Source organism: Massilia niabensis (assembly GCF_042655085.1).
In the GTDB taxonomy this organism is placed as follows: Bacteria; Pseudomonadota; Gammaproteobacteria; order Burkholderiales; family Burkholderiaceae_D; genus Telluria; species Telluria niabensis.
In genome coordinates this window covers 50,262-74,212 of sequence record NZ_JBHSMU010000018.1, presented here as the reverse complement: position 1 = coordinate 74,212, position 23,951 = coordinate 50,262, and the positions used below count along the sequence as shown (strand labels likewise).

Genomic DNA, 23,951 nt, shown 5'->3' with positions numbered 1-23,951 from the left:
AGGAGGTGTGATGAATGAAAACAGGAGACGTACGATGACGCAGCTTGGCGCCGGCTTGCTCGGCGCGGCCTTGCCTGCCATGCCCGTATTCGGCGCGGCGGCCACCGGCCCATTGGTGCTGCGCTTGTGGCCGGAAGGCGTGCCTGGCGCAAAGAACGGGCTGGGCCCGGAACGGGTCGACGACGGCCGCCTCAGCAACGTCAGCGAACCGACGCTGACCGTGTTTGCCCCGGCCGTCGACCGGCCGAACGGCGCCGCCGTCATCATCTGCCCGGGCGGCGGCTATGTGCGCCTGTCGACCCAGCGCGAGGGCGAGCAGTACGCAGCCTGGCTGAGCACCCTGGGCATCACGAGTTTCGTGCTGAAGTACCGCATGGCGGAGTTCGGCCACCCGGCGCCGCTGCAGGACGTGCTGCGCGCGGTGCGCCTGGTGCGCTCGCAGGCCGCGCGTTTCCGCATCAAGGCAGACCGCATCGGCGTGATGGGCAGTTCGGCCGGCGGCCACCTGGCAGCCAGCGCCTCCACCCTGTTCGACCATCCGTTGGGGCGGACCGGCGCGGAGCTCGACAGGGTCAGCGCGCGCCCCGACTTCTCCGTGCTGATGTATCCGGTGATTGCAATGGAGGGGCCGGCCGTGCATGCGGGCTCGCGCAAGGCGCTGCTCGGTTCTGCACCGAGCGCCGAGACGGTGGCCTTGATGTCGGTCGAGCGCCAGGTGACGGCGGCAACGCCGCCAACGCTGCTGATCCACACCCAGGCCGATACGGCGGTGCCGGTCGAGAACAGCATCCTGTTCTACCAGGCGCTGGTTCGGGCCAAAGTGCCGGCGGAGATGTATCTGTTCGAGCATGGGTCGCATGGAATGGGGATGCGGGCGGGGCTGGGGACGGCGTCGGAGTGGCCGCGGCGGGCGGAGGAATGGCTGCGTGGGCGCGGGTTGCTGGCCATTTCGAACTAGCGTTAGCGTTGGTCACATACCGGTAGGGTGGGCGGGTTCCCCGCTCACGCGTTCAACCGGCCCAAGCGCTGCCGAAACGCATGCACTGGTTGAACGCGTGAGCGGCGGAGCCGCCCGGTAAACCCGTCATTGAGGCCATTGGCCTCAATGACCCCATACGGGTCTGATCGAACAGACCGTCTACCGGTCACGCCCCGGTCACGCCATGTGAAACACCTGGGTCAGCGGCCACTCCTTCGGCCGGTTCCCCGGCTCGACTTCCATCAGCTCCGCCATGTAGTCCCACCACTTGCGCATCACCGGATGATCAGGCAGCGCACTGAGGTCGGCGCCGTCGCGCAGCTTCATGACGGCGAACAGGTCCATCGTGGCCTCATCCAGGAAGATCGAATAATCATAAATCCCGGAGCCGCTCAAGAGGCTGGAGAGTTCCGGCCAGATCTCATCGTGCCGCACCCGGTACTCGTGCACCGTACCCGGTTTCAGCTTCATGCGAAAAGCGCGGGAGTTCATTTCGCCCCCTTTGCCGCCAGGGCCTTGACTTCCGACGCCGCCAGCATAAAGGCGCCGACGCCGTAATTGAAGCTCGAACTCGGCCGGTAGAAGGCCGGCTCGGCCCCGGTCTGCTGGATGTTCCCCAGGCGCCCGTCGGCATACACGTTCTTCAGGATGCCGGCCCAGGCCTTGGCGATCACCGGGCGGTAGGTCTTCTCGTCGAGGATGCCGCGGTTCACGCCGTAGGCCATCGCGTACACGAACAGCGCCGAGCCCGACACTTCCGGCAGCGGATAGGTCTTTGGATCGAGCAGGCCGGCATGCCACATGCCGTCCGCGTTCTGGATGCTGGCGATCTTCGCCGACATCTCGCGCAGCTGCTGCACGTAGAAGCCGCGCTGCGGGTCGTCCTGCGGGATGTCGTCGAGGATCAGCGCCAGGCCGCCCATCACCCAGCCTTCGCCGCGCGACCAGAACTGCTTCTTGCCGTTCGGCTCGCGTTTGTTGATGTAGCTGGCGTCGCGCGCGTACAGGTGCTCTTCCTTGTCGTACAGGAGGTCGAAGGTACGCTTCCAGTTCAGGTGCACGTAGTCGAGGTATTTGCGCTCGCCCGTCGCCTTGTACATCTTCACCCACACCGGCGGCGCCATGAACAGGGCGTCGCACCACCACCAGGGGATGCGCGCGTCCTTCGGCTTCACCGTGTTCAGGGGCAGCAGGTCGTCCATCTCGGCGCGCGTCAGGTTGATCATCGACGGGCGCTTCTCTTCCAGGTACAGGTCGACGTAGACCTGGCCGATCGATATGTCGTCGGCGTTCGGCAGGCGGTCGCGCGTCTGGTAGTCGAAGTGCCTGGCCATGTCCTGCATCGCCTTGCGGTATTTCGGGTCGCCGGTCGCGCGCGAGGCGGCCAGGAAGCCGACATACATCACGCTCGAGGTCCAGATGCGGTCCCAGTGCGGCTGGGAACGGGCCAGCTGCCAGTCGGCCACCTTCCGCAAGGCCTTGTCGACGGCCGCCGGTTCCAGCGCGCTTGATAAGTCGGTGGCGTAGGGGCCGGCATTGGCCGGGGCATCGCCGAAGTGGCGGCCGGTGTCCTTGTCGATGATCGCCTGCATGGCAGGCGTCGGCAGCGGATAGTTCTGGGCCGCCGCCGGCAAGGCGGCCAGCAGGGCGAACGCACCCGCGAAGGCCGCGGCGCTGCGGCGCAAAGTCATGGTCATCATGTTTTGTCCTGTTCTCCGAAAAGCTTCTTGTACAGCGATCATAGGATTTTCTCTCCGACCAGCTTGACGGGGCCGAGCATGCCTGCCGGCCGCGGCGCGATCAGTTCGGTATCCTGCGGCACGAAGCGCTGGCCGTAGCGCACCGACAGCAGCCGGTAGTCCGGCAAGGCGTGGCCGGCGAGCGTGTTGACGGCCAGGTTCGCCACCCGCACCTCGATGCGGTTGCTGCCCGGCGCCAGCAGGCTCGTCACGTCGACCCGGTACGGCGGATGCCAGACGGCGCCGGCGCGCTTGCCGTTGACAACCACCTGGGCCGCCTCGCGAATCGGGCTCTCGTACATGGCGCGCATCCCGGCCGGCACCTTCGGCGTGGCAGCCAGCGGCGTGCCGGGGCCGAAGTCGAGCATCACGCGCTGGCCGGCGGTCTGGCCCGCGTTGACCGTGATTTCCTTGGTGTAGACCGCAACACCCGAGAAGTGGCGGGTCGCCTCATTGTCGGTCCACGAACGCAGCTCGGCGAAGTTATGCTCAGTTGCCACCCCAGCGGCGCCCTGCCCGGCCGCGGCCGGGAAGCTGACCTTCCAGTCGCGGCCGAGGTCCGCCAGCACCGCCGGCGCGCCGTAGCGCGGGGCCTCGGCAGCGGCCAGCGGCGCGTCGCTCAGCACCAGCACGCGCGATTCGTAGGGCGCCAGGTGCAGCGCGTGTTCGCCGGTGCTGGCCGCGCGCGTGAGCTTGCCGCTGTCCGGGTCCATCCAGGCCGCGTGCGCGCGCTTGACGGCCACCGCCGCATTCGCCTTCACCTCGGTGTTTCCCGTGTTGGCGATGAAGTAGATGTCGGCATCGAGCAGCTTGCGGCGCACGAAACCCACTTCCGAGACATGGCTGGAGAGTTTCAGGTCCGGCGCCAGCGCCGCGCCGAGCGCGGCGCCCACAGCCGCGTCGTTCGCGACGACCTGCACGTTCGGCCCCTGCGCGAACAGCGCCTTCGAGGCCACCACTACGCGCGCGGAGATGCGCTGCGCATCGACGAAGCCCGGCGCCAGCGACGGCGTGCTGCCGACTGCAATGATCTTGCCGCCGCCGCGCACATAGGCCGCCAGCTTGTCGATCACCTCGGGGGCGAGGCGCGTCACGTGCGGCATCACCAGCACAGGGTGCTTCACGCCCAGCGCGAGGACCGATTCGGCGTCCACGTAGTCGAGGTTGTGGCCGGCGTCCAGGATCTGCTCGGTCAGTTGCGGCGTCACGTGCTTGTGCATCTCGGCCGAGAGCGACACCTTGCCCGGCACCAGCGAGGCATACACGTCGTCGTTCGGGAGGAACACGGCGACCTGGTTCGCCGGCTCGCCCTGGCGCATCAGGTAGCTCATGCGCGTGAGATAGCCGTTCACGTCCGGCATGACGTTCCACCAGGGGTTGTGGTCGTTGAACACGGCGGCCGCATAAAAGGCGTAACCCGGCTCGATCGTGCCCGGCGGCGTGTACGGCCAGCCGTGGGCGACGAACAGGTTCACGCCCGAGAGCAGCATGCGGTCCGCTTCGGCTTTCATGTCGAGCGGGGTCGCGGAAAAAGCAGGCGAATTGAGCCAGGTCCAGGTCTCGGCCGAGATCACCGGACGCCCGTACAGGTGCCCGGCGGAGGTCGCCAGGCGCGTGAACGAGAAGCTGCGGTGCTGCGGGCCTTCGCCTTCTGGCAGCGCCACCAGGCGGTTGCTCGACATTGACACGGCCGGTTCGCCATAGGTCTGCGAGCGGAACTGCGTCTTGCGCGCCTTCGCCCAGTCGTTCATCGGGATCAGGTAGCGCTCGTTGACGAGTTCGGTCTGGGTCAGGGCCCAGTCGCGCCGCACGCCCCCTGCTGTGTTTCCAATCGCTTCGCCCTTGCCGCTGAAGAGGCTCGGGAGATGGGGCACGAGGTCGTAGCCGCGGCGCTTTTTGAACTCCTGCAGGAAGTCTTCGGTCCAGTCGGTACCGTAGACTTCCAGGCTGTCCGAGAACACGGCATACGGCGGCTGCTTGCCGAAAGCCTTCAGCAATGGCTCAGCCACGGTGCGCAGGTGATGGTCGACCGCTCCGCGGCTCAGGTGATCGAGCACGAAGCCTTCGGCGCCGAGCGCGGCGCGTTTCACTTGCTGGCCGGTGCGGGTGGCGATATAGAACACCATCACGCGCGGCGCGCCCGCGGCCGCGATCGATGCCCGGCCCGCGGGCAGCGCCTTCGGCGTGACCAGCGCCAGTGCGGTGCTGTCGTACTGCTTGGCGTTGCCCGGGCCTGCAAAGGCGGCAATCAGCCTTTCACCGTTCATCACGACCGGCAGCGCATAGCTGGCGGCGCCCGCCGGCACCTCGACGGTGGCCACGCGCAGGCGCGCCGCGGCGTGATTGATGCCGATATGCGGCCCGCCATACGGCCAGCCGCTGGCCAGCGTCATGTCCACGCGCAGGCCGTTGGCGCGCCCGGTGCGGTTGGCGAAGCTGACTGCGTCGAGGAATTCGTTCGACAGGTAGGGAACGTTCTTGATGCCGCGCGCGGTGTCGTCGTGTTCCATCGGGTACACGGGCTGGATCTCGAAGCCGCCGAAACCGCCCTGCTTCATCGCCTTGATTTCGCGTTCGAGTTCGGGCTTGGCGACGGCGGGACCGAACCACCACCAGCGCGTCAGGGGACGGGCGTCCGCCGGGGGCGAGGCCAGGCGCGCGGCAACGTCATTGATTTTGTTGGAAACGACCGGCGCGGGGCTGTCAGCGCGGGCGCTGGACATGGCCAGCATGGCGACGGCGCAGGCCACGGCCAGCGCACGCGGCGCGGCAGCGGGCACGCGCATGGAGCGCTTGCTCATACGGGACTCCTGGTATGCGGGAAAACGAGACGCACGTACGCCTGCGATGGCCCGGCGCCAAAAAGGCGACGTGCCAGCACAGGCGCAGGCATTGCTTCTTTAGACGATGCCGCTGCTGCTCGCACCAGCCTTGGCCGGGCGCAGGCCGGCCACGCGGTCGCGGTAGCCGCTGGCGCGGTAGGCTGCGACCGGGTCGGCGGCGCCGCCGGCGCGCACGCGCGCCATTGCCAGGATCGGGCTCACGTCGGTGCGGAAGGCGCGCTTCAGGAGCTGGGCCGAGTTCAGCACGTCGTTTGCCCCCTGCAGGCCAGCCAGTTCCGCGCGGTCGACCATGGCCGACTGCACGAAGGCGCGCTGGACCTCGACCGCGCTGCTCATCAGGCTCTCGATCGGATCGGTCACGTTGTGCGACTGGTCCAGCATGTAGGCCGGCTTGAAGGATGAACCGCCGCGCAGGGAGGCGTCGGCCAGCTCGTTAAAGACCAGGAACAGCTGGAACGGGTTGATCGAACCGGAATCCAGGTCGTCGTCGCCGTACTTGCTGTCGTTGAAGTGGAAGCCGCCGAGCTTGCCGAACTGGGCCAGGCGCGCGACGATCATTTCGATGTTCGTGTTCGGCGCATGGTGGCCGAGGTCGACCAGGCACTTGGCCTTTGGTCCGAGTTCGGTGGCGCAGGCGAAGCTGGTGCCCCAGTCCGCGATCACGGTGGCGTAGAACGCCGGCTCGAACAGCTTGTGCTCGATGAAGACGTTCCAGTCGTCCGGCAGCGCGGCATAGATTTCGCGCATGCTGTCGAGGTAGCGCTCGAGCGAGCCGCGCAGGTTGTTCTGCCCCGGGAAGTTGGCGCCGTCGCCGACCCAGACGGTCAGCGCGTTCGAGCCGAGCGCGCGGCCCAGTTCGATGCATTCGATATTGTGGGCAATGGCCTGGGCGCGCACTTCCTTGCTTTGCGCGGTCAGGCTGCCGAATTTGTAGGTCTGTTCCTGGCCCAGCTGGTCCTGGAAGGTATTCGAGTTGACGGCGTCGAACACCAGGCCCAGCGAGTCGGCCGCCTGGCGCAGTTCGCTCGCATCGCTCGGCTTGTCCCATGGGAAGTGCGGCGACACGCCCGAGGTGGCGCGGGTCAGCTGGTTGATCACGCTGCAGTCTTCGAGTTTCTCGAACACGTTGCGCGGCTCGCCGCGGCCGGCGAAGCGGGCAAAACGGGTGCCGCCGGTGCCGGCGCCCCAGCTCGGCACGGCAACGTCAAAGGTCTGCGCGAGCGCGGTCAGTTCCTCGATGTCCAGGCCGCGGCGCGCGAGCATGCCGCCCAGCGCTTCGTAATCGGCCTGCAGGCCCGCTTCCAGCTTGGCGTTCTGGTCCGCTACCAGGCCGGCGTCGATGATGTTCGTCATTGCTGTCTCCAAATTGTTCGACAGAGCGGCCGAATGACGGCGCGCCCTGTTTTATTGTCGTCTATTACTTGCCCGGCTTCAACTTAGCGGGGTTATCGCGTAAATGCGCCCGCGTTGCCCGCATCGACGTTCAGGATGTTGCCGGTGCTCTTGCCCGACTTCTCGCTGGCGAAGAAATACACTGCCTCGGCGATGTCTTCCGGGAAGACGCTCAGCTTCAGCATGCTGCGCTTCCGGTAGAACTCCTCGACGTCGTCGGCGTCGATCTTGTTCGATGCGGCGCGCTCTTCCTTCCACTTGCCGTCCCAGATGCGCGAACCGCGGATGACTGCGTCCGGATTGACAGTATTCACGCGGATGCCGTGCTCGGCGCCTTCAAGGGCGATGCAGCGCGCCAGGTGCAGTTCGGCTGCCTTGGCGGTGCAGTAAGCCGACGCGCCGGCCGAAGCGACCAGGCCGTTCTTGCTGCCCACGAAGACCATGCTGCCGCCGAGCTTCTGCTGCTTCATGATCTGGAAGGCGCGGCGCGCAACCAGGAAGTAGCCGGTGACCAGGATGTCCTGGTTGCGCTTCCAGATTTCCAGCGTGGTTTCATCCAGCGGCGCCGCCGAAGCGATGCCGGCATTCGAGACCAGCAGGTCGACGCCGCCGAAGCGCAGCGCAGCCGCTTCCAGGATGCCGCTGACCGCGTTCTCGTCGGTGATGTTGGCTTGCACGACGCCCAGGGCGTCCTTGCCGGCCACTTTCACGAGCGCAGCCTGGGCCGCTTCCAGCGCTTCCTGATCGATATCGGTCAGCATGACGCAGGCGCCTTCCTGCAGCAGCTGGCGGGCGACTGCCTGGCCGATGCCGCCGGCGCCGCCGGTGACCAGGGCGATGCGCCCGGCCAGCGACTTCGGTTTCGGCATGCGCTGCAGCTTGGCTTCTTCGAGAAGCCAGTATTCGATGTCGAAGGCTTCCTGTTCCGGCAGGCCTACATAGGTGTCGACGCCGTTCGCACCGCGCATCACGTTGATCGCATTGACGTAGAACTCGCCGGCGATGCGGGCGGTGGCCTTGTCTTTCGCGAACGACAGCATGCCGACGCCCGGGATCAGGTAGATGATCGGGTTGGCGTCGCGCACCTTCGGGCTGTTGGCGCGCTTGCAGCGCTCGTGGTAGGCGGTGTAGTCGGCGCGGTAGTCGACCAGGGCCTGGTCGAGGCCCGCAAGCAGGCGCTCCAGGTCCGGCGCGGTCGGGTCGAAGTCCAGCACCAGCGGGCGGATTTTCGTGCGCAGGAAGTGGTCAGGGCAGGAGGTGCCGAGCGCGGCCAGCGGCGCGAGTTCCGCGCTGCAGACGAATTCGAGCACGGCGGCGCTGTCTTCGAAGTGGCCGAGCTTGTACTCTTGCTGGCTGATCTTGCCGCGCAGGAGGGGCATCAGCTTGGCGGCGATGGCGGCGCGCTCGGCCGCCGGCAGCGGCTCGACGGCCTGGCCTCCGAACACCGGCTGGGCGATGTTCTGTGCGAGCCAGTCTTCGGCGCGCTTGATGATCGCCAGCGTCGTCTCGTAGCACGATTTGGCGGTGTCGCCCCAGGTGAACAGGCCGTGGCCTTCGAGGATGATGCCCTTCAGGTCCGGGTTGGCCTGCGACACCTGCTCGAGCTTCAGGCCCAGGTCGTAGCCTGGACGCTGCCATGGCAGCCAGCCCAGCTCGCCCTCGAAGATCTTCGCGGTGAGCTCCTTGCTGTTCTTGCAGGCGGCGATCGCGATGCACGAATCCGGGTGCATGTGGTCGACGTGCTTGTGCGCGATGTAGGCGTGCAGCGGGGTGTCGATGCTGGCCGCGCGCGGGTTCAGGTTGAAGGTGCAGTGCGGCAGGTAGGCGACCATCTCGTCTTCCAGCTCGAGGCCGCGGTAGCGGTTCTTCAGCGCGTGCAGCTTGTCCATGTACAGGGTCGAGAAGCCGTCCAGCTTGATGCTGCCCAGGTCGCCGCCCGAGCCCTTCACCCACAGGACTTCAACGGTGTCGCCCGACAGCGGATCGACCATGTCGATCTTGGCCGAGGTATTGCCGCCGCCGAAATTGGTAATGCGCAGGTCCGACCCGAGCAGGTTGGAACGGTACAACAGCAGTTCCGGTTCGCTCATGGTCGCAGCCAATGCATCGTCCCATTGTGACGTGATCGGTTGCTGCTGTTTCGTTTCGCTCATCGCGCCCATCGAAGTCTCCATTCGTTGTGTGCCATCGCTCGGATGGCGATTGGTGTGTGTTCCTGGTCCTGGCGAAGTCCGCCGTGACATCCCGACACAGTAGAAATCAAGGGCCTGATAGGTGTCAACGCAGAAATGGTCAACTTGGTGACCAAGGCGTGAATAATCACTCTCGTGATCGGATTGAGCGTTTGTGCGTTGCAGCGAAGCCAATCAATCATCTAGTTGATCATTTAATGATTGACGGCATTGCACTAAGAAACTAATCTTTTCGTACACACCGCAGCCATCTGGGCATGACGGATGTGACGCCGCATAAAAAACAGACGGCTCATGGAGGAGACAACATGGTTAATCACAAACGCCGCAAGCGTTTGCTGAAGCTGCTCGCCGAGCATCAAACGGCGACGGTCCAGCAGCTTGTCGAATGGCTGAACGCATCCCCGGCAACGGTCCGGCGTGATATCAGCTGGCTCGCAGCGCGCAACCTGCTCACCCGCACCCGTGGCGGCGCCGAGAACCTGGTGCAGAAGAAGCGCCAGTTCCCGCTCACGAGCGAAACGTTCCAGAACAATATCCAGTGCTTCGCTGCCCGCAAACGGGCCATTGCGCGCCATGCCGCGGCAATGTGCACGGACGGCGAAACGATCATCATCAACGGCGGCACGACCACCTTCATGATGGCCGAATTCCTGGCCGAGAAGCAGCTCAAGATCCTGACCAACTCGTTCCTGATGGCCGAGCGCCTGCTGGTCACGAGCCAGAACGAAATCATCGTCCCGGGCGGCAAGGTGTACCGCGAGCAGAACGTGATCCTGTCGCCCTTCGACAACGACATCACCCAGCACCACTACGCCAGCAAGATGTTCATGAGCGTCTATGGCCTGTCGCTGCTGGGCCTGATGGAGGCGGACCCGCTCCTGATCCAGGCCGAGAAGCGCCTGATCAGCCAGGCCGAGGAACTCGTCGTCATGGCCGACAGCTCGAAATTCTGCCGCAAGGCCGGCCTGATCCTCTGTGGCCTGGATCGTGTCTCCACCGTGATCACCGACACCGACGCTTCCGACAAGGCCGTGCAGCTGCTCGAGCAGTACGGCGTGAAGGTGGTCACGGTCGAACCGGACCACATTGCCCCCGACACCAGCGCCTCCTATTTCAACCCGCAGTACGACCTGCAATCCGCAGCCCTGTTCCAGACGGAGACATCGCATTGAAAATCAAAAAACTCCTAGCGGCCGCAGCCGCCGTCGGCATCCTGGCCGGCATCGCGGGATGCAGCGACAAGAAGCCTGAACAGGCCCAGCCCCAGCAGACCCGTATCGCCATGGTCGTGAAAAGCCTCGGCAACGGCTTTTTTGATGCCGCCCACACAGGCGCCAAGGAAGCGGCCAGCCAGATCGGCGGCGTCGAGGTGATCTACACCGGCCCGACCACGCCAAGCGCTGAAGGCCAGATCGAGATCATCAATTCGCTGATCAGCCAGAAGGTCGATGCGATCGTCATTTCCGCGAACGACCCGAACGCGCTGGTGCCGATCACGAAAAAGGCGATGCAGCGCGGGATCAAGGTCATCTCCTTCGACAGCGGCCTGGCGCAGGAAGGCCGCCAGATGCAGCTCAACCCGTCCAACGCCCAGCTGATCGGCGAAAAGCAGATCCAGATGGCGGCCCAGGAAATCGGCGGCGCCGGCGAGATCGCGATCCTGTCGGCGTCGGCCCAGGCCACCAACCAGAACATGTGGATCGGGGTCATGAAGAAGGTGCTGGAGCAGCCCGAATACGCCAAGGTCAAGCTGGTGGCCACCGTCTACGGCGACGACCAGTCCGACAAGAGCTACCGCGAGGCGATTGGCCTGTTGCGCAGCCACCCGAACCTGAAAGCCATCATCGCACCGACCACGGTGGGCATCGTCGCGGCCAGCAAGGCCGTCGCCGACGAGAAGCTGGTGGGCAAGGTGTTCGTCACCGGCCTGGGCCTGCCGTCCGAAATGGCCGGTCACGTCAAGAGCGGCGCGGTCAAGCAGTTCGCGATCTGGAACCCGATCGACCTGGGCTACGCCGCGACCTTCGCCGCCAACGAGTTCGTCAAGGGCAAGGTGGAAGCCAAGCCGGGCGCCAGCGTATCGGTCGGCCGCCTGGGCAAGGTGACGCTCGACGCCACCGGTGAAGCCGCCCTCGGGCCGCCGTTCACCTACAACGCCCAGAACGTCGACCAGTTCGCGAAGCTGTTCTGAGAGGCAGGCGACCGGCACAGGAGCCGCGGCCGCCGCTCCTGTGCCGGTAGTTCGATACGACACGCGCTGTTGTCCCCCGCGCGCGGCTCCTGGCCGCGCGTTTGACCCTTTTTACGCCCAAACTATGTCAGTCACCCAACTGTCAAGCCCTCCCCTGCGCCCGGCCGGCGATAGCGCCCCGGTGCTGCAGCTGAGCGGCATCAGCAAGCGCTTCAACGGCGTGCATGCCCTGAACAACGTGTGCCTGAGCATCCGTCCCGGCGAAGTCATGGCCCTGATCGGCGAGAATGGCGCCGGCAAGTCCACCATGGTGAAAACACTGACCGGCATCTACCAGCCCGATGCCGGCACGATCGAGGTCGACGGGCAGGCGGTTACCTTCCGCAGCCCGCAGGAAGCAATGGCTGCCGGGATCACCGCGGTGCACCAGGAAACCGTGATGTTCGACGAGCTGTCGGTCGCCGAGAACATCTATGTCGGGCGCCAGCCCACCGGCCGCTTCGGGCGCGTCGACTGGAAGAGCATCGAGGCGCAGGCCGAAGCGCTGTTTGCACGCCTCGAAGTGGCCCTGCCGGTGCGGGCGCGGGTGAAAGACCTGTCCGTGGCCCAGCGCCATTTCGTCGAGATCGCACGCGCGCTGTCGCAGGACGCGCGCGTCGTCATCATGGACGAGCCGACGGCCGCCCTCTCGCAGCGCGAGATCCGCGAGCTGTACCGCATCATCGCGCAACTGCGCGCGGCCGGCACCGCCGTCATCTTCATCTCGCACAAGTTCGACGAAATCTTCGAGGTCGCCGACCGCTACACGGTCCTCCGCGACGGCCAATTCATCGCCGAAGGCGCGCTGGCGGACATCACCGAACCCGAACTCGTGGCCCTGATGGTCGGCCGTGCCGTGCACCAGGCCTACCCGAAAGCCGAGGTCGCCATTGGCGCGCCGTTGCTGGAGGTGCAGGGCTTCTGCCATCCGACCGAATTCAAGGACGTCAGCTTCACATTGCGCCGCGGCGAGATCCTCGGCTTCTATGGCCTGGTCGGCGCCGGCCGCTCGGAAGTGATGCAGGCGCTGTTCGGCCTGACCAGCAAGGTCGCCGGCACGGTCCGCCTCGATGGCAAGCAGGTCGCCATCGACTGCCCGGCCACGGCGATTGCCCAGGGCCTGGCCTATGTGCCGGAAGACCGCCAGCACCACGGCGCCCACCTGACGCTGCCGATCATGCACAACATCACGCTGCCGATCCTGTCGAACATCGGCTTCTTCCTGCGCGGGCGCGGCGCGAAAGAGGCAGGCATCGCCCGCCACTTCGCCGAGCAGCTCGAACTGAAGGCCAGCCACCTGACCCAGAACGTGGACGAACTGTCGGGCGGCAACCAGCAAAAGGTCGTGCTCGGCAAGTGGCTCGCCACCGATCCGAAAGTGATCATCCTCGACGAACCGACCAAGGGCATCGACATCGGCTCGAAAGCCGCCGTGCACCGCTTCATCAGCGAACTGGTCACGCGCGGGCTGTCCGTGATCCTGGTTTCGTCCGAACTGCCCGAGGTACTGGGCCTGGCCGACCGCGTGGTCGTCATGCACCACGGCCATGTGGTGCGCGAGTTTGCCCGCGGCGAGGCGACACCCGAAACCGTGGTGGCGGCAGCCTCCGGCCTTGACCTGACCCAGGAGGTGGCAGCATGACTCATCTGTTGAATCAACTATTCAAACAACGCGAGCCGCTGCTGGCCCTGATGATCGTGGTGCTCATTGGCCTGGTCGGCCTGCGCGCGCCGGTGTTCCTGACCGGCGCCTCGCTCGCCAACCTGCTCACCGACAGCACGCTGCTGGTGATGCTGGCGCTGACCCAGATGCTGGTGATCGTCACGCGCGGCATCGACCTGTCGGTGGCCTCGAACCTGGCCCTGTCGGGCATGGTCGCGGCCATGCTCGCCGCCGGCAATCCCGGCCTGCCGCTGCCGCTGGTGGTGCTGGCCGCCATGCTGACCGGCCTGGCCCTGGGCCTGGTCAACGGGTGGCTGATCGGCTACCTGGCCCTGCCGCCGATCGTGATCACCCTCGGCACCATGAGCGTGTACCGCGGCCTGGTGTTCGTACTCTCCGGCGGCGCCTGGGTCTCGGCGCACCAGATGCCGGCCGAATTCGTCGCCTTCCCCCTGACCCGCGTGCTCGGCTTGCCGCACCTGGTGTGGATCGCGATCGCGGCGCTGTTCGCGATGGCCTTCATCGCGCGCCACACCCGCTTCGGCCGCGACCTGTACGCGATCGGCAATGCGCCGCAGTGCGCCGGCTACATCGGCATCCCGACCAAAAAGCGCCTGCTCTGGACCTATGGCCTGTCGGGCCTGGTCGCCGGACTGTGCGGCTACCTGTGGGTGGCGCGCTATGCCGTGGCCTATACCGAGATCGCCTACGGCTTCGAATTCACCGTGATCGCCGCCTGCGTGATCGGCGGCGTGTCGATCGCCGGCGGCGTCGGGTCGGTGCTCGGCGCCATGCTCGGCGCCCTGTTCCTGTCGGTGATCGGCAACGCGCTGCCGGTGCTGCAGGTCTCGCCGTTCTGGCAGAGCGCCCTCACCGGCCTCGTGATCCTGGTCGCGGTGCTGGTCAACGCCCGCGGCGCGAAAAACCGCAGCCGCCAGATCCTGCCGCTGCACACCACTGCAACCCCTACCATGAAGAGTGCCGCATGAACGCGCCCACGTTGAACAAGCTCGAGACGGGTTTGGAAAAAACGTCTCGCTACACCATCCTCGACCGCCAGAAGGTCGGCCTGCGCCACCTGCTGGGGCGCTGGGAAAGCCTGCTGGCGATGCTGCTGGTCGTGCTGTTCGTGTTCGGCGGCGCCGCCCTGCCGCACTTCCTCGATCCCTACAACCTGCTCGACGGCACCTCGAACTTCAGCGAAAAGGCGCTGATCGCGCTGCCGATGGCCTTGCTGATCATCTGCCGCGAGATCGACATCTCGGTAGCCGGCACGCTGGCGCTCTGTTCGGTCGCAATGGGCCTGGCGATGAATGCCGGCGCCCCGCCGGAAACGCTGCTGGTGGTCGCCATCCTCACGGGCACCGTGTGCGGCTGGCTGAACGGCTTTCTCGTCACGCGCTTCGCCCTGCCGTCAATCGTGGTCACCATCGGCACCGTCTCGCTGTACCGGGGCCTGGCCAGCGTGGTCCTTGGCGACAAGGCCTTCACCGGCTACCCGCAGGTCATGGCCGACTGGGGCCAGGGCTACTTCTTCGGCATGGTGCCGCGCGAATTCGTGGTGCTGCTGGTGTTCGCGGCGCTGTTCGCCGTCGTGCTGCACACGACCTCCTGGGGCCGCCGCATCTACGCCATCGGCAACAACCCGGAAGCGGCGCGCTTCTCCGGCATCGCCGTCGACCGCTACCGCCTGGTGCTGTTCATGCTGACCGGCGCCATCGCCGGCCTGGCGGCCTGGCTCCTGACCGGCCGCATCGGCAGCACCCGCCCGAACATCGCCACCGGCTGGGAACTCGAAATCATCACCATGGTGATCCTCGGGGGCGTGAGCATTGCCGGCGGCGCCGGCACCATCGGCGGCGTGCTGCTGGCCGTGCTGACCATGGGCACCGTCACCTATGGCATGGCCCTGGCCAACGTGCCGGGCATTTACATGACCATCGTGATCGGCGTGCTGCTGCTGGTGACTATCGCCCTGCCGCGCCTGCTGCGCGCACAGAAGAGCAGGAAATGAGCAAAGCGATGAGCATGCAGGATGCCCTGATCGTCCTCGACATCGGCAAGACCAATGTCAAGCTGGCGCTGATCGATGCCGGCGGCGCTGTGCTGGCCGAGGAACGGCGCCCGAACGCGATCGTCCATGACGGTCCGTATCCGCTCCACGACACCGACGGCATCTGGGAGTGGATGCTGGCCACCTGCCGCACCTTCGCAGGGCTTGCGCAGGTCTCGGCCATCGTCCCGGTCACCCACGGCGCCACCGCGGCGCTGGTGGATGACGACGGCCTGGTGCTGCCGGTGCTCGACTACGAAGCGGCCCTGCCCGGCCTTGACTACGATGCCGTACGCCCGCCCTACGCCCAGACCTTTTCGCCTTCCCTGCCGGTCGGCCTGAACCTCGGGCGCCAGCTGGTGTGGCTGGCGCAGCGTTATCCGGCCGAATTTGCGCGTACCCGCCACATCCTGATGTATCCGCAGTACTGGGCCTGGCGCCTGTGCGGCGCGGCCGCGTCGGAAGCGACCTCGCTCGGCTGCCATACCGACATGTGGGACCCGGTGCAGCAACGCTACTCGCAACTGGTCGACAGCATGGGCTGGCAGCCGCTGATGCCGCCGCTGGCGAAGCCCCGCGATGCGCTCGGCACCCTGAAGCCGGAACTGGCCGCCCGCACCGGGCTGCCGGCATCCTGCCAGGTCCTGTGCGGCATCCACGACAGCAACGCCTCGCTGGTGCGCTACCTGGACCGCGAGGGCGGCGCTGCGCCACGCACCGTGCTCTCGACGGGCACCTGGGTGATTGCCGCCGCCTTCGGCGTGCCGCTCGAAGGCCTGCGTGAAGAGGCCGACATGCTGGCCAACACGAATGCGCTGGGCCAGCCGGTGGCCTGCATGCGTTTCATGGGCGGGCGCGAATTCGCCGCGCTGGCCGGGACGCAGCCGGTGTCCTGCACCTTCGAACAAATCGAAGCACTGGTCGCGCGCGGGACGATGGCGCTGCCCTGCTTTGCCGAGGCGGGACCGTTCGCCGGGCGCGCCGGGCAGGTCCAGGGGCCGGCGCCGCAGGACGCGTCCGAGCGCTTCGCCCTGGCGACCCTGTATTGCGTGCTGATGACCGATTACTGTCTCGATGCGCTCGATGCCCGCGGCCCGATCGCGGTCGAGGGCAGCTTCACCGCCAATCCCTGGTTCGGACCGCTGCTGGCCGCCCTGCGTCCCCAGCAAGCGGTCAGTTATTCGGACGACGCCAGCGGCACCACCTGCGGCGGCTGGCTGCTGCGTTATCCGGAAGGCGTGCCGCCGGGGACGAGCCGCGCCATGCCGGCAGCAAGCCTGCCCGGCCTGGCTGCGTACCGGCAGGCCTGGCAGGAATCGCTGGCTCGTGCCGATACGAAGGAACCCGCGCTGGCGGCTGGCTGAGGACCGACGCGGCATGCGCAGGTCGGGCCGGCCGCTCGAACCTCAACCTCCAGGTAAAAGGCCAGTCATGTTTCGTTTCAAAGCCGTTTCTGCCGCAGCCTTGCTGGCCTGCGCCTTCAGCGCCAGCGCAGCAAGCGCCGCATCCGTCTATCCCTCCCATGAAGCCGGCTACCGTCGCACGCTGAACGGCGACTGGTCGTTCAAGTACCTGCCTGGGTCAGCCCCCGGGAGCGATACAGGGTTCGCGTCTGCGCAGTTCACGGGATCGGGCTGGTCTACCATTCCAGTCCCAGCCAACTGGGAGCTGCACGGCTTCGCCGAGCCGGTCTATGGCGACCACCTGAAGGAGGGCCAGGGCCTGTACCGGCGGACCTTCCGCGTTCCCCCCGCCTGGCGCGGACAAAAGGTCTTTTTGCGTTTCGAGGGCGTGGCCTATGGCTATGAACTCTGGGTCAACGGCAAACAGGCCGGCGTGTCGACGGCGAGCGCCTTCAACCGGCACACCTTCGAGGTCACCGATTTCCTGTTGCCGGGTCGTGAGGCGGATAACGTGGTGGCCGTGCGCGTCGCTACCCGCCCGCACGGCGTGGAATTCGACCTGAATGACGACTGGTCGTTGTCGGGCATCTACCGCGACGTGACGCTGTTCGCGGTACCGCCTACCCATGTGCAGGATTACACGGCCGCGACCCGCCTGGTCGAGGGCAAGGCGGAACTGTCGCTGGACGTGGTGCTGAGCGCGGCAGACGGCACGGTGCGCGCCAGGCTGATCGATCCGAATGGCCGCACCGTCGGCGACACGGTACTGCCGCGCACCGCCGCTACCCGGCATGGCGCCGTGATCCGGGTCGCCGCGCCGAAACTGTGGAGCGCCGAAACGCCTTCCCTGTACCGGCTGCAGCTGACCCTCTCCAAAGGAGGCAGGACGCTGCAGACCGTTAACGAGCGCATTGGCCTGCGCGAAGTCAGCATTGCTGACGGCGTGCTGCTGCTCAACGGCCGTCCCATCAAGCTGCGCGGCGTCAACCACCACGACCTCGAGCCGAAGACCGGGCGCGCCGTGACCGAAGCACAGATGCGCCAGGACCTCGCGCTGATGAAGCGGGCCAACGTGAATTACCTGCGCACGTCGCACTACCCACCCCATCCGCGCCTGCTGGAACTGTGCGATGAAATGGGCATCTATGTGATGGACGAAGTATCGATCGGCCATGGCGAGAAGAACCTGGACAAGCCTGACTACCGGGAAAACATCCTGGCGCGCGTGGAGCCGACGATCATGCGCGACAAGAACCGGCCTTCGGTACTGATCTGGAGCATCGGCAACGAGAACCCGATCAACGACGCGGAACTCGAGGCTGGCCGACTGGCCAAGGAGCTCGACCCCACGCGTCCCATCACGTATCCGAAGATTGGCAGCTACTTCGCCGCCAATTACGAGCGCATTCCCGCCTTCGCCGACATCCATGCGCCGCACTATCCCAGCAATGCCACCCTCAGGGGATACACCCAGAAGCTCAAGCGCCCGGCCATCCTGACCGAATATGCGCATGCGCTGGGACTGGCGACCGACCGCATGCAGGAGCAATGGGACCTGATCCAGGCGAGCCCCACCTTCGCCGGCGGGTCGATCTGGCATTTTCACGACCAGGGCATTTTGCGCACCAGCGAGAAACCCGTGGATACGGCAAAACGCACCCAGGTCGTCTGGCTCGACCAGCATCGCTATTACGATACGAATGGCCTCGATGGTGCCGATGGCCTGACCTATGCCGACCGTACGCCGCAGGTGGACTACTGGCAGATGCGTAAGGTGTACGCGCCGGTGCAATTCGCGCAGCGCACGGCTGTCGTCCGGCCCGGACCAGGAGCGATCGCGCTCACGGTGGAGAACCGCCATGACTTCCGTTCGCTGGAGGGTTTCAAGCTGCTGTGGTCCCTGCAGCGCAACGGCAAGGGTGTCCAGCAAGGCAAGGTGGCCTTGCAAGCCCTGTCGCGGGGAAACGAGACGCTACGGATTCCCGTCGACATCCCTGCGAACGCAAACGACGACGTGCTGGCCCTCGCCGTACGCGCCGTGGATGAACACGGCATGCAGGTCAATGAACGCGTGCTGCGGCTGGAACCCGACGGCGCGGACCGGATGGAACCGGCGCAGGCCTTTGCCCGTGACGCGAAGGAACCGAAGGCCGCGCCGGCAGTGACGGAGAGCGCGGCGCAATTCACCGTGGCGCTGCCCGAATGGGTGCTGACCGTGCAGCGCACGACCGGCGACGTGACGATCCGCGACCTGGCAGGCAAGGTGCTCGTCGCCGGGATCCATCCGCACAGTGGACGCAAGCCGACGATGGCCGAGGCCCTGAGTTCGGCCAAGTCGGGCCTGTGGCTGTCGTCCGTCCTGACCAGGCTCGATGAGCCGGCCATCGATGTCCGGCGTGCCGGCGACAAGGTGCGCATCGCGATTGCGGGCCACTACCGGCTGCAGGACGACGCCGCGATCGCGGCGGCCGCACCGCAGGTGGCGGTGCGCACGGCCGGATTCGACGACCTGATGACAGGAGCGGGCGCCGCGGCCAAATCGCGGCCCGGTGCCGCGCTCGGTGAGGGCTTCCGGGGCGGGTATGTTTTGGAGATCGACGCCGCGGGCACCATTGCCGTCAGTTACGATTTCGTGCCGGTCAACGCGCAGGGCAGCTTGTCCGAAGCGGGCCTGTCGGTCGTGGCGCCGAACGGCGCGCAAGACTTGCGCTGGATCGGCCAGGGGCCCTATGCCGGCTACCCCGGCAAGGACAGGCTCAACGAATTTGGCCTGCACCGGCTGCACCGCGATGACCTGCGCTTCCAGGGCAACCGGCGCGCCACGGAACTGGCCCTGCTCACCAGCGCGGGCGGCGCCGGCTTTGCGTTCGCCATGCCGGCGGCCGATGTCGCGGTGGAGCGCGACGGCAGTCGTACCTTGCTGAGCCATAACGCACTGATCGGCGGGCTGGGAAACAAAGGCACCTCGCCCGAAACCAGCATCGCGCTGGACAAGCCGGTGCGCATCGCCGGGACCTTTACCCTGGCGCCCATCGCTGGCGCCTGGCCTGCGGCGTTGACGCGCTGGTTCGGGGCGCCTGGAGGCACGATGGATGTCTTCAAGCCCTTCCTTCACAGCTATGACCAATAAACGGGCGATACCCGTAGAACACTCCAAGGAACCGACCATGCACCCTATCCGAGCACTTGCACTGATCTCCGTCTTCTCTGCCACCGGAGTACACGCGGCTCCTGACGCCGACGCAGCTGCAGGAAAGAAGCTGTTCGTCTCGAACTGTGCAATGTGCCATACCGTCTCGCCGGACACCGCCGCGCTGTCGGGGCCGGGCCTGTTCAATGTGCTGGGCCGTCCGGTGGCCGGCCTGCCGCGATTCGGCTATTCAAAGGCGCTGGCTGCGGCCGGCGCCGGAGGCAAAACCTGGACCCCGGCCGAACTGGACCTGTTCCTGAAAGATCCGGGCGCGTACGCACCCGGCACGACAATGCCGGTGAATGTCGCGAACGAAGCGAACCGCCGGGCGGTAATCGCATATCTGGCGACAGTCCGCGGCGCGGCTGCCCGTCCCAAGGCCGCTGCGAAAACCGCGGCGCCTTCGGGCGAACACTGGAGCGACGATCAGCCTGGCCGCATCCACGAGGTACGCGCCAGCGACCTGGCCAAACCCTTCGCCACCGAGAGCGCCGGCAATCCCCCTGCTACCGTGCCACGCCCGGCGAACGTGCTGCCCTCGGTACCGGCGGGCTTCAGCGTCAACCTGTGGGCCACCGATCCCGACCGGGGACGCATCATGGCCAAGGCACCGAACGGCGACATTTTCCTGGGCTCGATGTCGCGCCGGGTCATCAAGGTCCTGCGCTCATCGACCGGCGAAAAGGCCGACACCGTCACTACCTTTGCCTCCGACATGAACCGCCCGTTCGGCTTTGCCTTCTGGCCGGTGGGACCGAACCCCGAATACCTGTACGTCGCGTATGTGAATTCGATCGTGCGCTTCCCATACAAGAACGGTGACCTGGTGGCGACTGCCGCACCGGAAGTCGTGGTGCCGCACCTGGTCGCGGCCCCGGGCGCGCACACCACGCGCACCCTGGTCTTTTCGGCCGACAGCAAGACCATGTACGTCTCGATCGGCTCGGCATCGAATATCGGCGAGCAGATCGGCCCGCGACCACCCGCTCCGCTTCCCGAATGGGAAAGCCGCCACGGCCTGGGCGCTGCCTGGGGCGAGGAACTGGACCGTGGCGTGGTCCTGGGCTTCAATCCGGATGGCAGCGGCAAGCGCACCTTCGCCACGGGACTGCGCAACTGCGTCGGCATGTATCGCCACCCGCTCAGCGGAGACCTGTACTGCAGCGTCAACGAACGCGACCTTTTGGGGGACAACCTTCCCCCGGACTACCTTACCCGGGTCAAGGAGGGCAGCTTTTATGGCTGGCCCTGGTACTACATCGGCAGCAACGAGGAGCCGCGCCTGAAGGGGCGCCGGCCTGACCTGAAGGGCAAGGTGACGACGCCGGACCTGCTGCTGACGGCACATTCGGCGCCCCTCGGCATGGTCGCCTACCAGCGACGCGCCGCTGCACCCGCTGCCTTCCCGGCTGCCTACGATGGCGACATGTTCCTGGCGCTGCACGGCTCATGGAACCGGACGACGCGCACCGGTTCCAAGGTCGTGCGGGTGTTCATGAAGAACGGCGTCCCCACGGGGAAGTACCAGGACTTCATGACCGGTTTCGTCGTGAGCGACAAGGAAGTATGGGGACGGCCGTCCTGGGTGGAAGTGCAGGATGATGGCTCACTGCTGGTGGTCGACGACGTGACCGGCGAAATCTGGCGGGTGCGCCCAGCCAAAAACAACTAGTTGCAGAGAGCTCGCTCTGGCACCATGCAGTTTGAAGCCTTCCTTTTACCTAATCCAACTGCTGCCTATGAAGAAAAAGACTCGCAAGAATTTTCTGTTATTAACCCTCGCTACGACATTTATGTTATCGCACTCTGCACCTGTGTTAGCGGAATCACCAGTCACTCGTGAAAGCTTGGACCGAATGTTCGCTCAGATCGCAGAGCAGTCAAACTGGGACATGTCTCAAGAAATGCTTTGGGGTTATTTTTTCACCAATGCCCAACGCCAACCACTGGAGCTGGCGGCCAGGGAACTAGCAAAGTCCGGTTATCGGGTTGTGAATATCTATTTATCCGACAAAAACAAGCCCAGCGACCCGGACCTGTGGTGGCTGCATGTCGAGCGGATCGAGCACCATTCGGTCGACAGTCTGCACTTGAGAAACAATGAGCATGCATCGTTCGCGACAAAATGGGGACTCACGTCGTACGACGGAATGGACGTTGGTCCCGTTGCCCGTCGGGCGAAGTAATTTCGGAACGGTCACCTCGCAGAATGCGGAAATCGGTCGCGGCGGCTGCTTACCGCCAGGAGCCACTTCGCTATTCTCTCCCCCGACAAAACGTAGTAGTGGCCGTTTTCAACGGTCTAGCCTGCTAGCGACTTCGTCAAGTCAACGTTTTTACACAGTCTGGACCGTTGCAGACGCACTGGATGGACTACGTTTGGCACATCGACCTTCATTGACTCTTGTTGTTCACCGCCTGCTTCATCCATGTCGACACCAGGTTCAGTGCAGATGGAGCGATGGTTTGCTCGATCAGGAGGTATTCGGTCTGCTTGCCGGTTTTAGCGGTTTGGAAGAGGTGGTTCAGGCCAGGGAGCTGGCGCACCACGGTCGTTGGCGCGGCGTGCTTGAGCGCACGCTCAATCTCCGGCAGGTTTTCCGCCGATGTTACCTGCAGATCTTTCTCGCCAATGAGCGCGAGCGCCGGGCAAGTCACTCTTTTCAGGTAGTCGCGGGGGTCGAGCGACAGGAACCGGCGCAACCACGGTGTCAGAAAACTGCGTTCAAACGCTTCGTCAGGGATACCTTCCCGCCCGATCTCGAGCCTGGCCTTCGTCGCCGCCGGCAAGGCTTGGGTCGCCGCTCGCATTGCAGCGAGCGCATCGGAATGACTCCGCTTGCTCGCTGCGATCTCATACAGCTCGCCCTCCTGGCTTTGGTTCAAAAGAACGAGCGATTCTTCCATGCCGTCGGCACGCGAGGCAGCGGCATTCTGCAGGCTCTTGATCTTGATACCAGGTAGGCCGGTGCCGCCCAGCATGACGATGAAGTGCACGTCCGCCGGTGCTTCGGCAGCCGCCATTGATGCGATGATGCCGCCTTCACTGTGGCCCAAAATGCCAATCTTTTGGGAATCGATGTTTGGCTGAATTTTGAGGAACCGGACCGCGGCCAGGGCGTCGGCGGCGTAGTCGTCGGTGGTAGAGAAAGGATACAACGCACCCCCAGTCAGGCCGACGCCCCGTTTGTCGTAGCGCAATACCGCAAAGCCTTGCCGGGTCAGGTGATCGGCCAGGACTGCCAACATCTTGTGAAGGTCCATGACGCCATCACGGTTGTGCGGTCCAGTTCCGGCAACGAGCACGACACCTGGAAAAGGGCCGCCTGATCTTGGGTAGCTCAGCGTGCCAACGGGCGAAACCTCGGGATTGGGCGTATCGAACACGACCTCCTGCGAGACATAAGGCAGCGGCGCGGTTGGGTGTTGCGGACGGCGTCGTTCGGCGTAAACGTGAAAACGACCATCAGCACGCTCAATAAAATAGGGCGTGGCGTACCCACTTCTTCCTATTGCGGTGATGCGGATCGGGAGCCCCGTTAGAGGCGCTTTCTGCTCATCGGTGACTGTCAATTTCCGCTTGTCGAATTCGGTCTTAATGTCCGCAAGAGTCTCTGTCGAAAACATGTAACGTTTGATAGAGTTCTCACTGAGCGCGACTCGGTGCCCAATAGGAGTTGTATCGGCGGCTTGAACACTGCTGGCAATGGTTAGGGCGATGAGAAGAAAGCCGATGTGCATTCGATTATTGGGTTATGAGGTTATGAGGTTATGAGGTTGCCGAAATATAACCGTTTTTCTACCCCAATGCTATGGCTAAGTGAGAAACTATTGAAAAGTTAGGGCAGAGTGCGTCCGGCTGAGAATGAATGGATATTGCGGTGTCACTTTAAAGTCAAGCCTGCATCTGGTCGATACCGGACGGTCAGAATGGTTCAGTGTACGAGATGGTTGCTTTTAGAGCAGGCAAGAGGTTTCGTCAGGCGCTTTAAAAGCGTCGAACAAAACCTGTTACTTGCTCTGATGGCAAGAAGCTCGTACACTGAGCAATGACGACCGTCCGCCATCGGCCTATTTTTATGGTGAAAAAGTAAAAGGGCAAACGTTTTAGCACGCCCCGGAGGTCCAACACCTTCAAGATCGTTCGATAGCGCCTGTTCTGATCAGTCGAGCCTGCCCAGGTTTCTATCCAGCGTTCAACTTAGCCGAGTTTTTCACCACAATCGGCCAGAAACGGACCTTCGCAAAAACGGGCCAACAAACT

General features: G+C 65.0%; 16 protein-coding genes. 10 read left to right on the top strand and 6 right to left on the bottom strand.

Annotated features, from left to right (window positions below; translation table 11 throughout):
- The first annotated feature begins 34 nt into the window (after positions 1–34).
- The gene (locus ACFPN5_RS22880) at positions 35–958 is read left to right on the top strand and encodes an alpha/beta hydrolase (RefSeq protein WP_379786152.1); all 924 of its coding nucleotides are present in this window, start codon (positions 35–37) and stop codon (positions 956–958) included.
- Positions 959–1,156: 198 nt separating this feature from the next.
- Here ACFPN5_RS22880 and ACFPN5_RS22875 read toward each other — a convergent pair whose 3' ends face one another.
- The 5 genes from ACFPN5_RS22875 to ACFPN5_RS22855 all read right to left on the bottom strand — a co-directional run bounded on the left by ACFPN5_RS22875 (position 1,157) and on the right by ACFPN5_RS22855 (position 9,115).
- Positions 1,157–1,471 (bottom strand): L-rhamnose mutarotase, encoded by a 315-nt coding sequence (locus ACFPN5_RS22875; protein ID WP_379786151.1) that lies wholly within the window; start codon positions 1,469–1,471, stop codon positions 1,157–1,159.
- Positions 1,468–2,679 carry a glycoside hydrolase family 88/105 protein gene (locus ACFPN5_RS22870; RefSeq protein ID WP_379786150.1) on the bottom strand — a complete coding sequence of 404 codons (1,212 nt, stop codon included), beginning with the start codon at positions 2,677–2,679 and terminating at the stop codon, positions 1,468–1,470. Before ACFPN5_RS22870 ends, ACFPN5_RS22875 begins: the two co-directional genes overlap by 4 nt.
- A 38-nt stretch (positions 2,680–2,717) precedes the next feature.
- Positions 2,718–5,519, bottom strand: coding sequence for a glycosyl hydrolase (locus ACFPN5_RS22865; RefSeq protein WP_379786149.1), 2,802 nt, complete (start codon positions 5,517–5,519; stop codon positions 2,718–2,720).
- A 99-nt stretch (positions 5,520–5,618) separates the two neighbouring features.
- Entirely contained in the window at positions 5,619–6,914 is a 1,296-nt protein-coding gene (gene rhaI / locus ACFPN5_RS22860; RefSeq protein ID WP_379786148.1) for an L-rhamnose catabolism isomerase, read from the bottom strand.
- 92 nt (positions 6,915–7,006) lie between these two features.
- Positions 7,007–9,115, bottom strand: a complete 2,109-nt coding sequence (locus ACFPN5_RS22855; protein WP_379786244.1) for a bifunctional rhamnulose-1-phosphate aldolase/short-chain dehydrogenase — start codon at positions 9,113–9,115, stop codon at positions 7,007–7,009.
- A 338-nt stretch (positions 9,116–9,453) separates the two neighbouring features.
- Here ACFPN5_RS22855 and ACFPN5_RS22850 point away from each other — a divergent pair, with 338 nt between their 5' ends.
- The 9 genes from ACFPN5_RS22850 (at position 9,454) to ACFPN5_RS22810 (ending at position 21,873) form a co-directional block, all read left to right on the top strand.
- Entirely contained in the window at positions 9,454–10,320 is an 867-nt protein-coding gene (locus ACFPN5_RS22850; protein ID WP_379786147.1) for a DeoR/GlpR family DNA-binding transcription regulator, read from the top strand.
- Positions 10,317–11,339, top strand: a complete 1,023-nt coding sequence (gene rhaS / locus ACFPN5_RS22845) for a rhamnose ABC transporter substrate-binding protein (RefSeq protein ID WP_379786146.1) — start codon at positions 10,317–10,319, stop codon at positions 11,337–11,339. The genes ACFPN5_RS22850 and rhaS overlap by 4 nt, the downstream gene beginning before the upstream one ends.
- 124 nt (positions 11,340–11,463) lie before the next feature.
- A complete protein-coding gene (locus ACFPN5_RS22840; protein ID WP_379786145.1) occupies positions 11,464–13,020 on the top strand; it encodes a sugar ABC transporter ATP-binding protein in 1,557 nt (518 codons plus the stop codon).
- Positions 13,017–14,030 (top strand): ABC transporter permease, encoded by a 1,014-nt coding sequence (locus ACFPN5_RS22835; RefSeq protein WP_379786144.1) that lies wholly within the window; start codon positions 13,017–13,019, stop codon positions 14,028–14,030. Before ACFPN5_RS22840 ends, ACFPN5_RS22835 begins: the two co-directional genes overlap by 4 nt.
- Complete coding sequence (locus ACFPN5_RS22830) at positions 14,027–15,055, top strand: ABC transporter permease (RefSeq protein WP_379786143.1); 1,029 nt, start codon at positions 14,027–14,029, stop codon at positions 15,053–15,055. The genes ACFPN5_RS22835 and ACFPN5_RS22830 overlap by 4 nt, the downstream gene beginning before the upstream one ends.
- Positions 15,052–16,458, top strand: coding sequence for an FGGY-family carbohydrate kinase (locus tag ACFPN5_RS22825; RefSeq protein WP_379786142.1), 1,407 nt, complete (start codon positions 15,052–15,054; stop codon positions 16,456–16,458). The genes ACFPN5_RS22830 and ACFPN5_RS22825 overlap by 4 nt, the downstream gene beginning before the upstream one ends.
- 67 nt (positions 16,459–16,525) lie before the next feature.
- Complete coding sequence (locus tag ACFPN5_RS22820; protein ID WP_379786141.1) at positions 16,526–19,627, top strand: glycoside hydrolase family 2 TIM barrel-domain containing protein; 3,102 nt, start codon at positions 16,526–16,528, stop codon at positions 19,625–19,627.
- 37 nt (positions 19,628–19,664) lie between these two features.
- Complete coding sequence (locus ACFPN5_RS22815) at positions 19,665–21,359, top strand: PQQ-dependent sugar dehydrogenase (protein ID WP_379786140.1); 1,695 nt, start codon at positions 19,665–19,667, stop codon at positions 21,357–21,359.
- A 184-nt stretch (positions 21,360–21,543) separates the two neighbouring features.
- A complete protein-coding gene (locus ACFPN5_RS22810) occupies positions 21,544–21,873 on the top strand; it encodes a ribonuclease E inhibitor RraB (RefSeq protein ID WP_379786139.1) in 330 nt (109 codons plus the stop codon).
- Between the two features lie 208 nt (positions 21,874–22,081).
- On the opposite strand, the gene ACFPN5_RS22805 is transcribed toward ACFPN5_RS22810, so the two are convergent.
- Complete coding sequence (locus ACFPN5_RS22805) at positions 22,082–23,428, bottom strand: alpha/beta hydrolase family protein (protein ID WP_379786138.1); 1,347 nt, start codon at positions 23,426–23,428, stop codon at positions 22,082–22,084.
- Positions 23,429–23,951: the final 523 nt, after the last annotated feature.

Bases quoted from the DNA above. Each gene is read 5' to 3' on its own strand.
- ACFPN5_RS22820 (WP_379786141.1), top strand. From the start codon at position 16,526: ATGTTTCGTTTCAAAGCCGTTTCTGCCGCAGCCTTGCTGGCCTGCGCC.
- ACFPN5_RS22850 (WP_379786147.1), top strand. From the start codon at position 9,454: ATGGTTAATCACAAACGCCGCAAGCGTTTGCTGAAGCTGCTCGCCGAG.
- ACFPN5_RS22830 (WP_379786143.1), top strand. From the start codon at position 14,027: ATGAACGCGCCCACGTTGAACAAGCTCGAGACGGGTTTGGAAAAAACG.
- ACFPN5_RS22825 (WP_379786142.1), top strand. From the start codon at position 15,052: ATGAGCAAAGCGATGAGCATGCAGGATGCCCTGATCGTCCTCGACATC.
- ACFPN5_RS22855 (WP_379786244.1), bottom strand. From the start codon at position 9,115: ATGGGCGCGATGAGCGAAACGAAACAGCAGCAACCGATCACGTCACAA.
- ACFPN5_RS22865 (WP_379786149.1), bottom strand. From the start codon at position 5,519: ATGAGCAAGCGCTCCATGCGCGTGCCCGCTGCCGCGCCGCGTGCGCTG.
- ACFPN5_RS22875 (WP_379786151.1), bottom strand. From the start codon at position 1,471: ATGAACTCCCGCGCTTTTCGCATGAAGCTGAAACCGGGTACGGTGCAC.
- ACFPN5_RS22840 (WP_379786145.1), top strand. From the start codon at position 11,464: ATGTCAGTCACCCAACTGTCAAGCCCTCCCCTGCGCCCGGCCGGCGAT.
- ACFPN5_RS22835 (WP_379786144.1), top strand. From the start codon at position 13,017: ATGACTCATCTGTTGAATCAACTATTCAAACAACGCGAGCCGCTGCTG.
- ACFPN5_RS22880 (WP_379786152.1), top strand. From the start codon at position 35: ATGACGCAGCTTGGCGCCGGCTTGCTCGGCGCGGCCTTGCCTGCCATG.
- ACFPN5_RS22815 (WP_379786140.1), top strand. From the start codon at position 19,665: ATGCACCCTATCCGAGCACTTGCACTGATCTCCGTCTTCTCTGCCACC.
- ACFPN5_RS22810 (WP_379786139.1), top strand. From the start codon at position 21,544: ATGTTCGCTCAGATCGCAGAGCAGTCAAACTGGGACATGTCTCAAGAA.
- ACFPN5_RS22805 (WP_379786138.1), bottom strand. From the start codon at position 23,428: ATGCACATCGGCTTTCTTCTCATCGCCCTAACCATTGCCAGCAGTGTT.
- ACFPN5_RS22870 (WP_379786150.1), bottom strand. From the start codon at position 2,679: ATGATGACCATGACTTTGCGCCGCAGCGCCGCGGCCTTCGCGGGTGCG.
- rhaI (WP_379786148.1), bottom strand. From the start codon at position 6,914: ATGACGAACATCATCGACGCCGGCCTGGTAGCGGACCAGAACGCCAAG.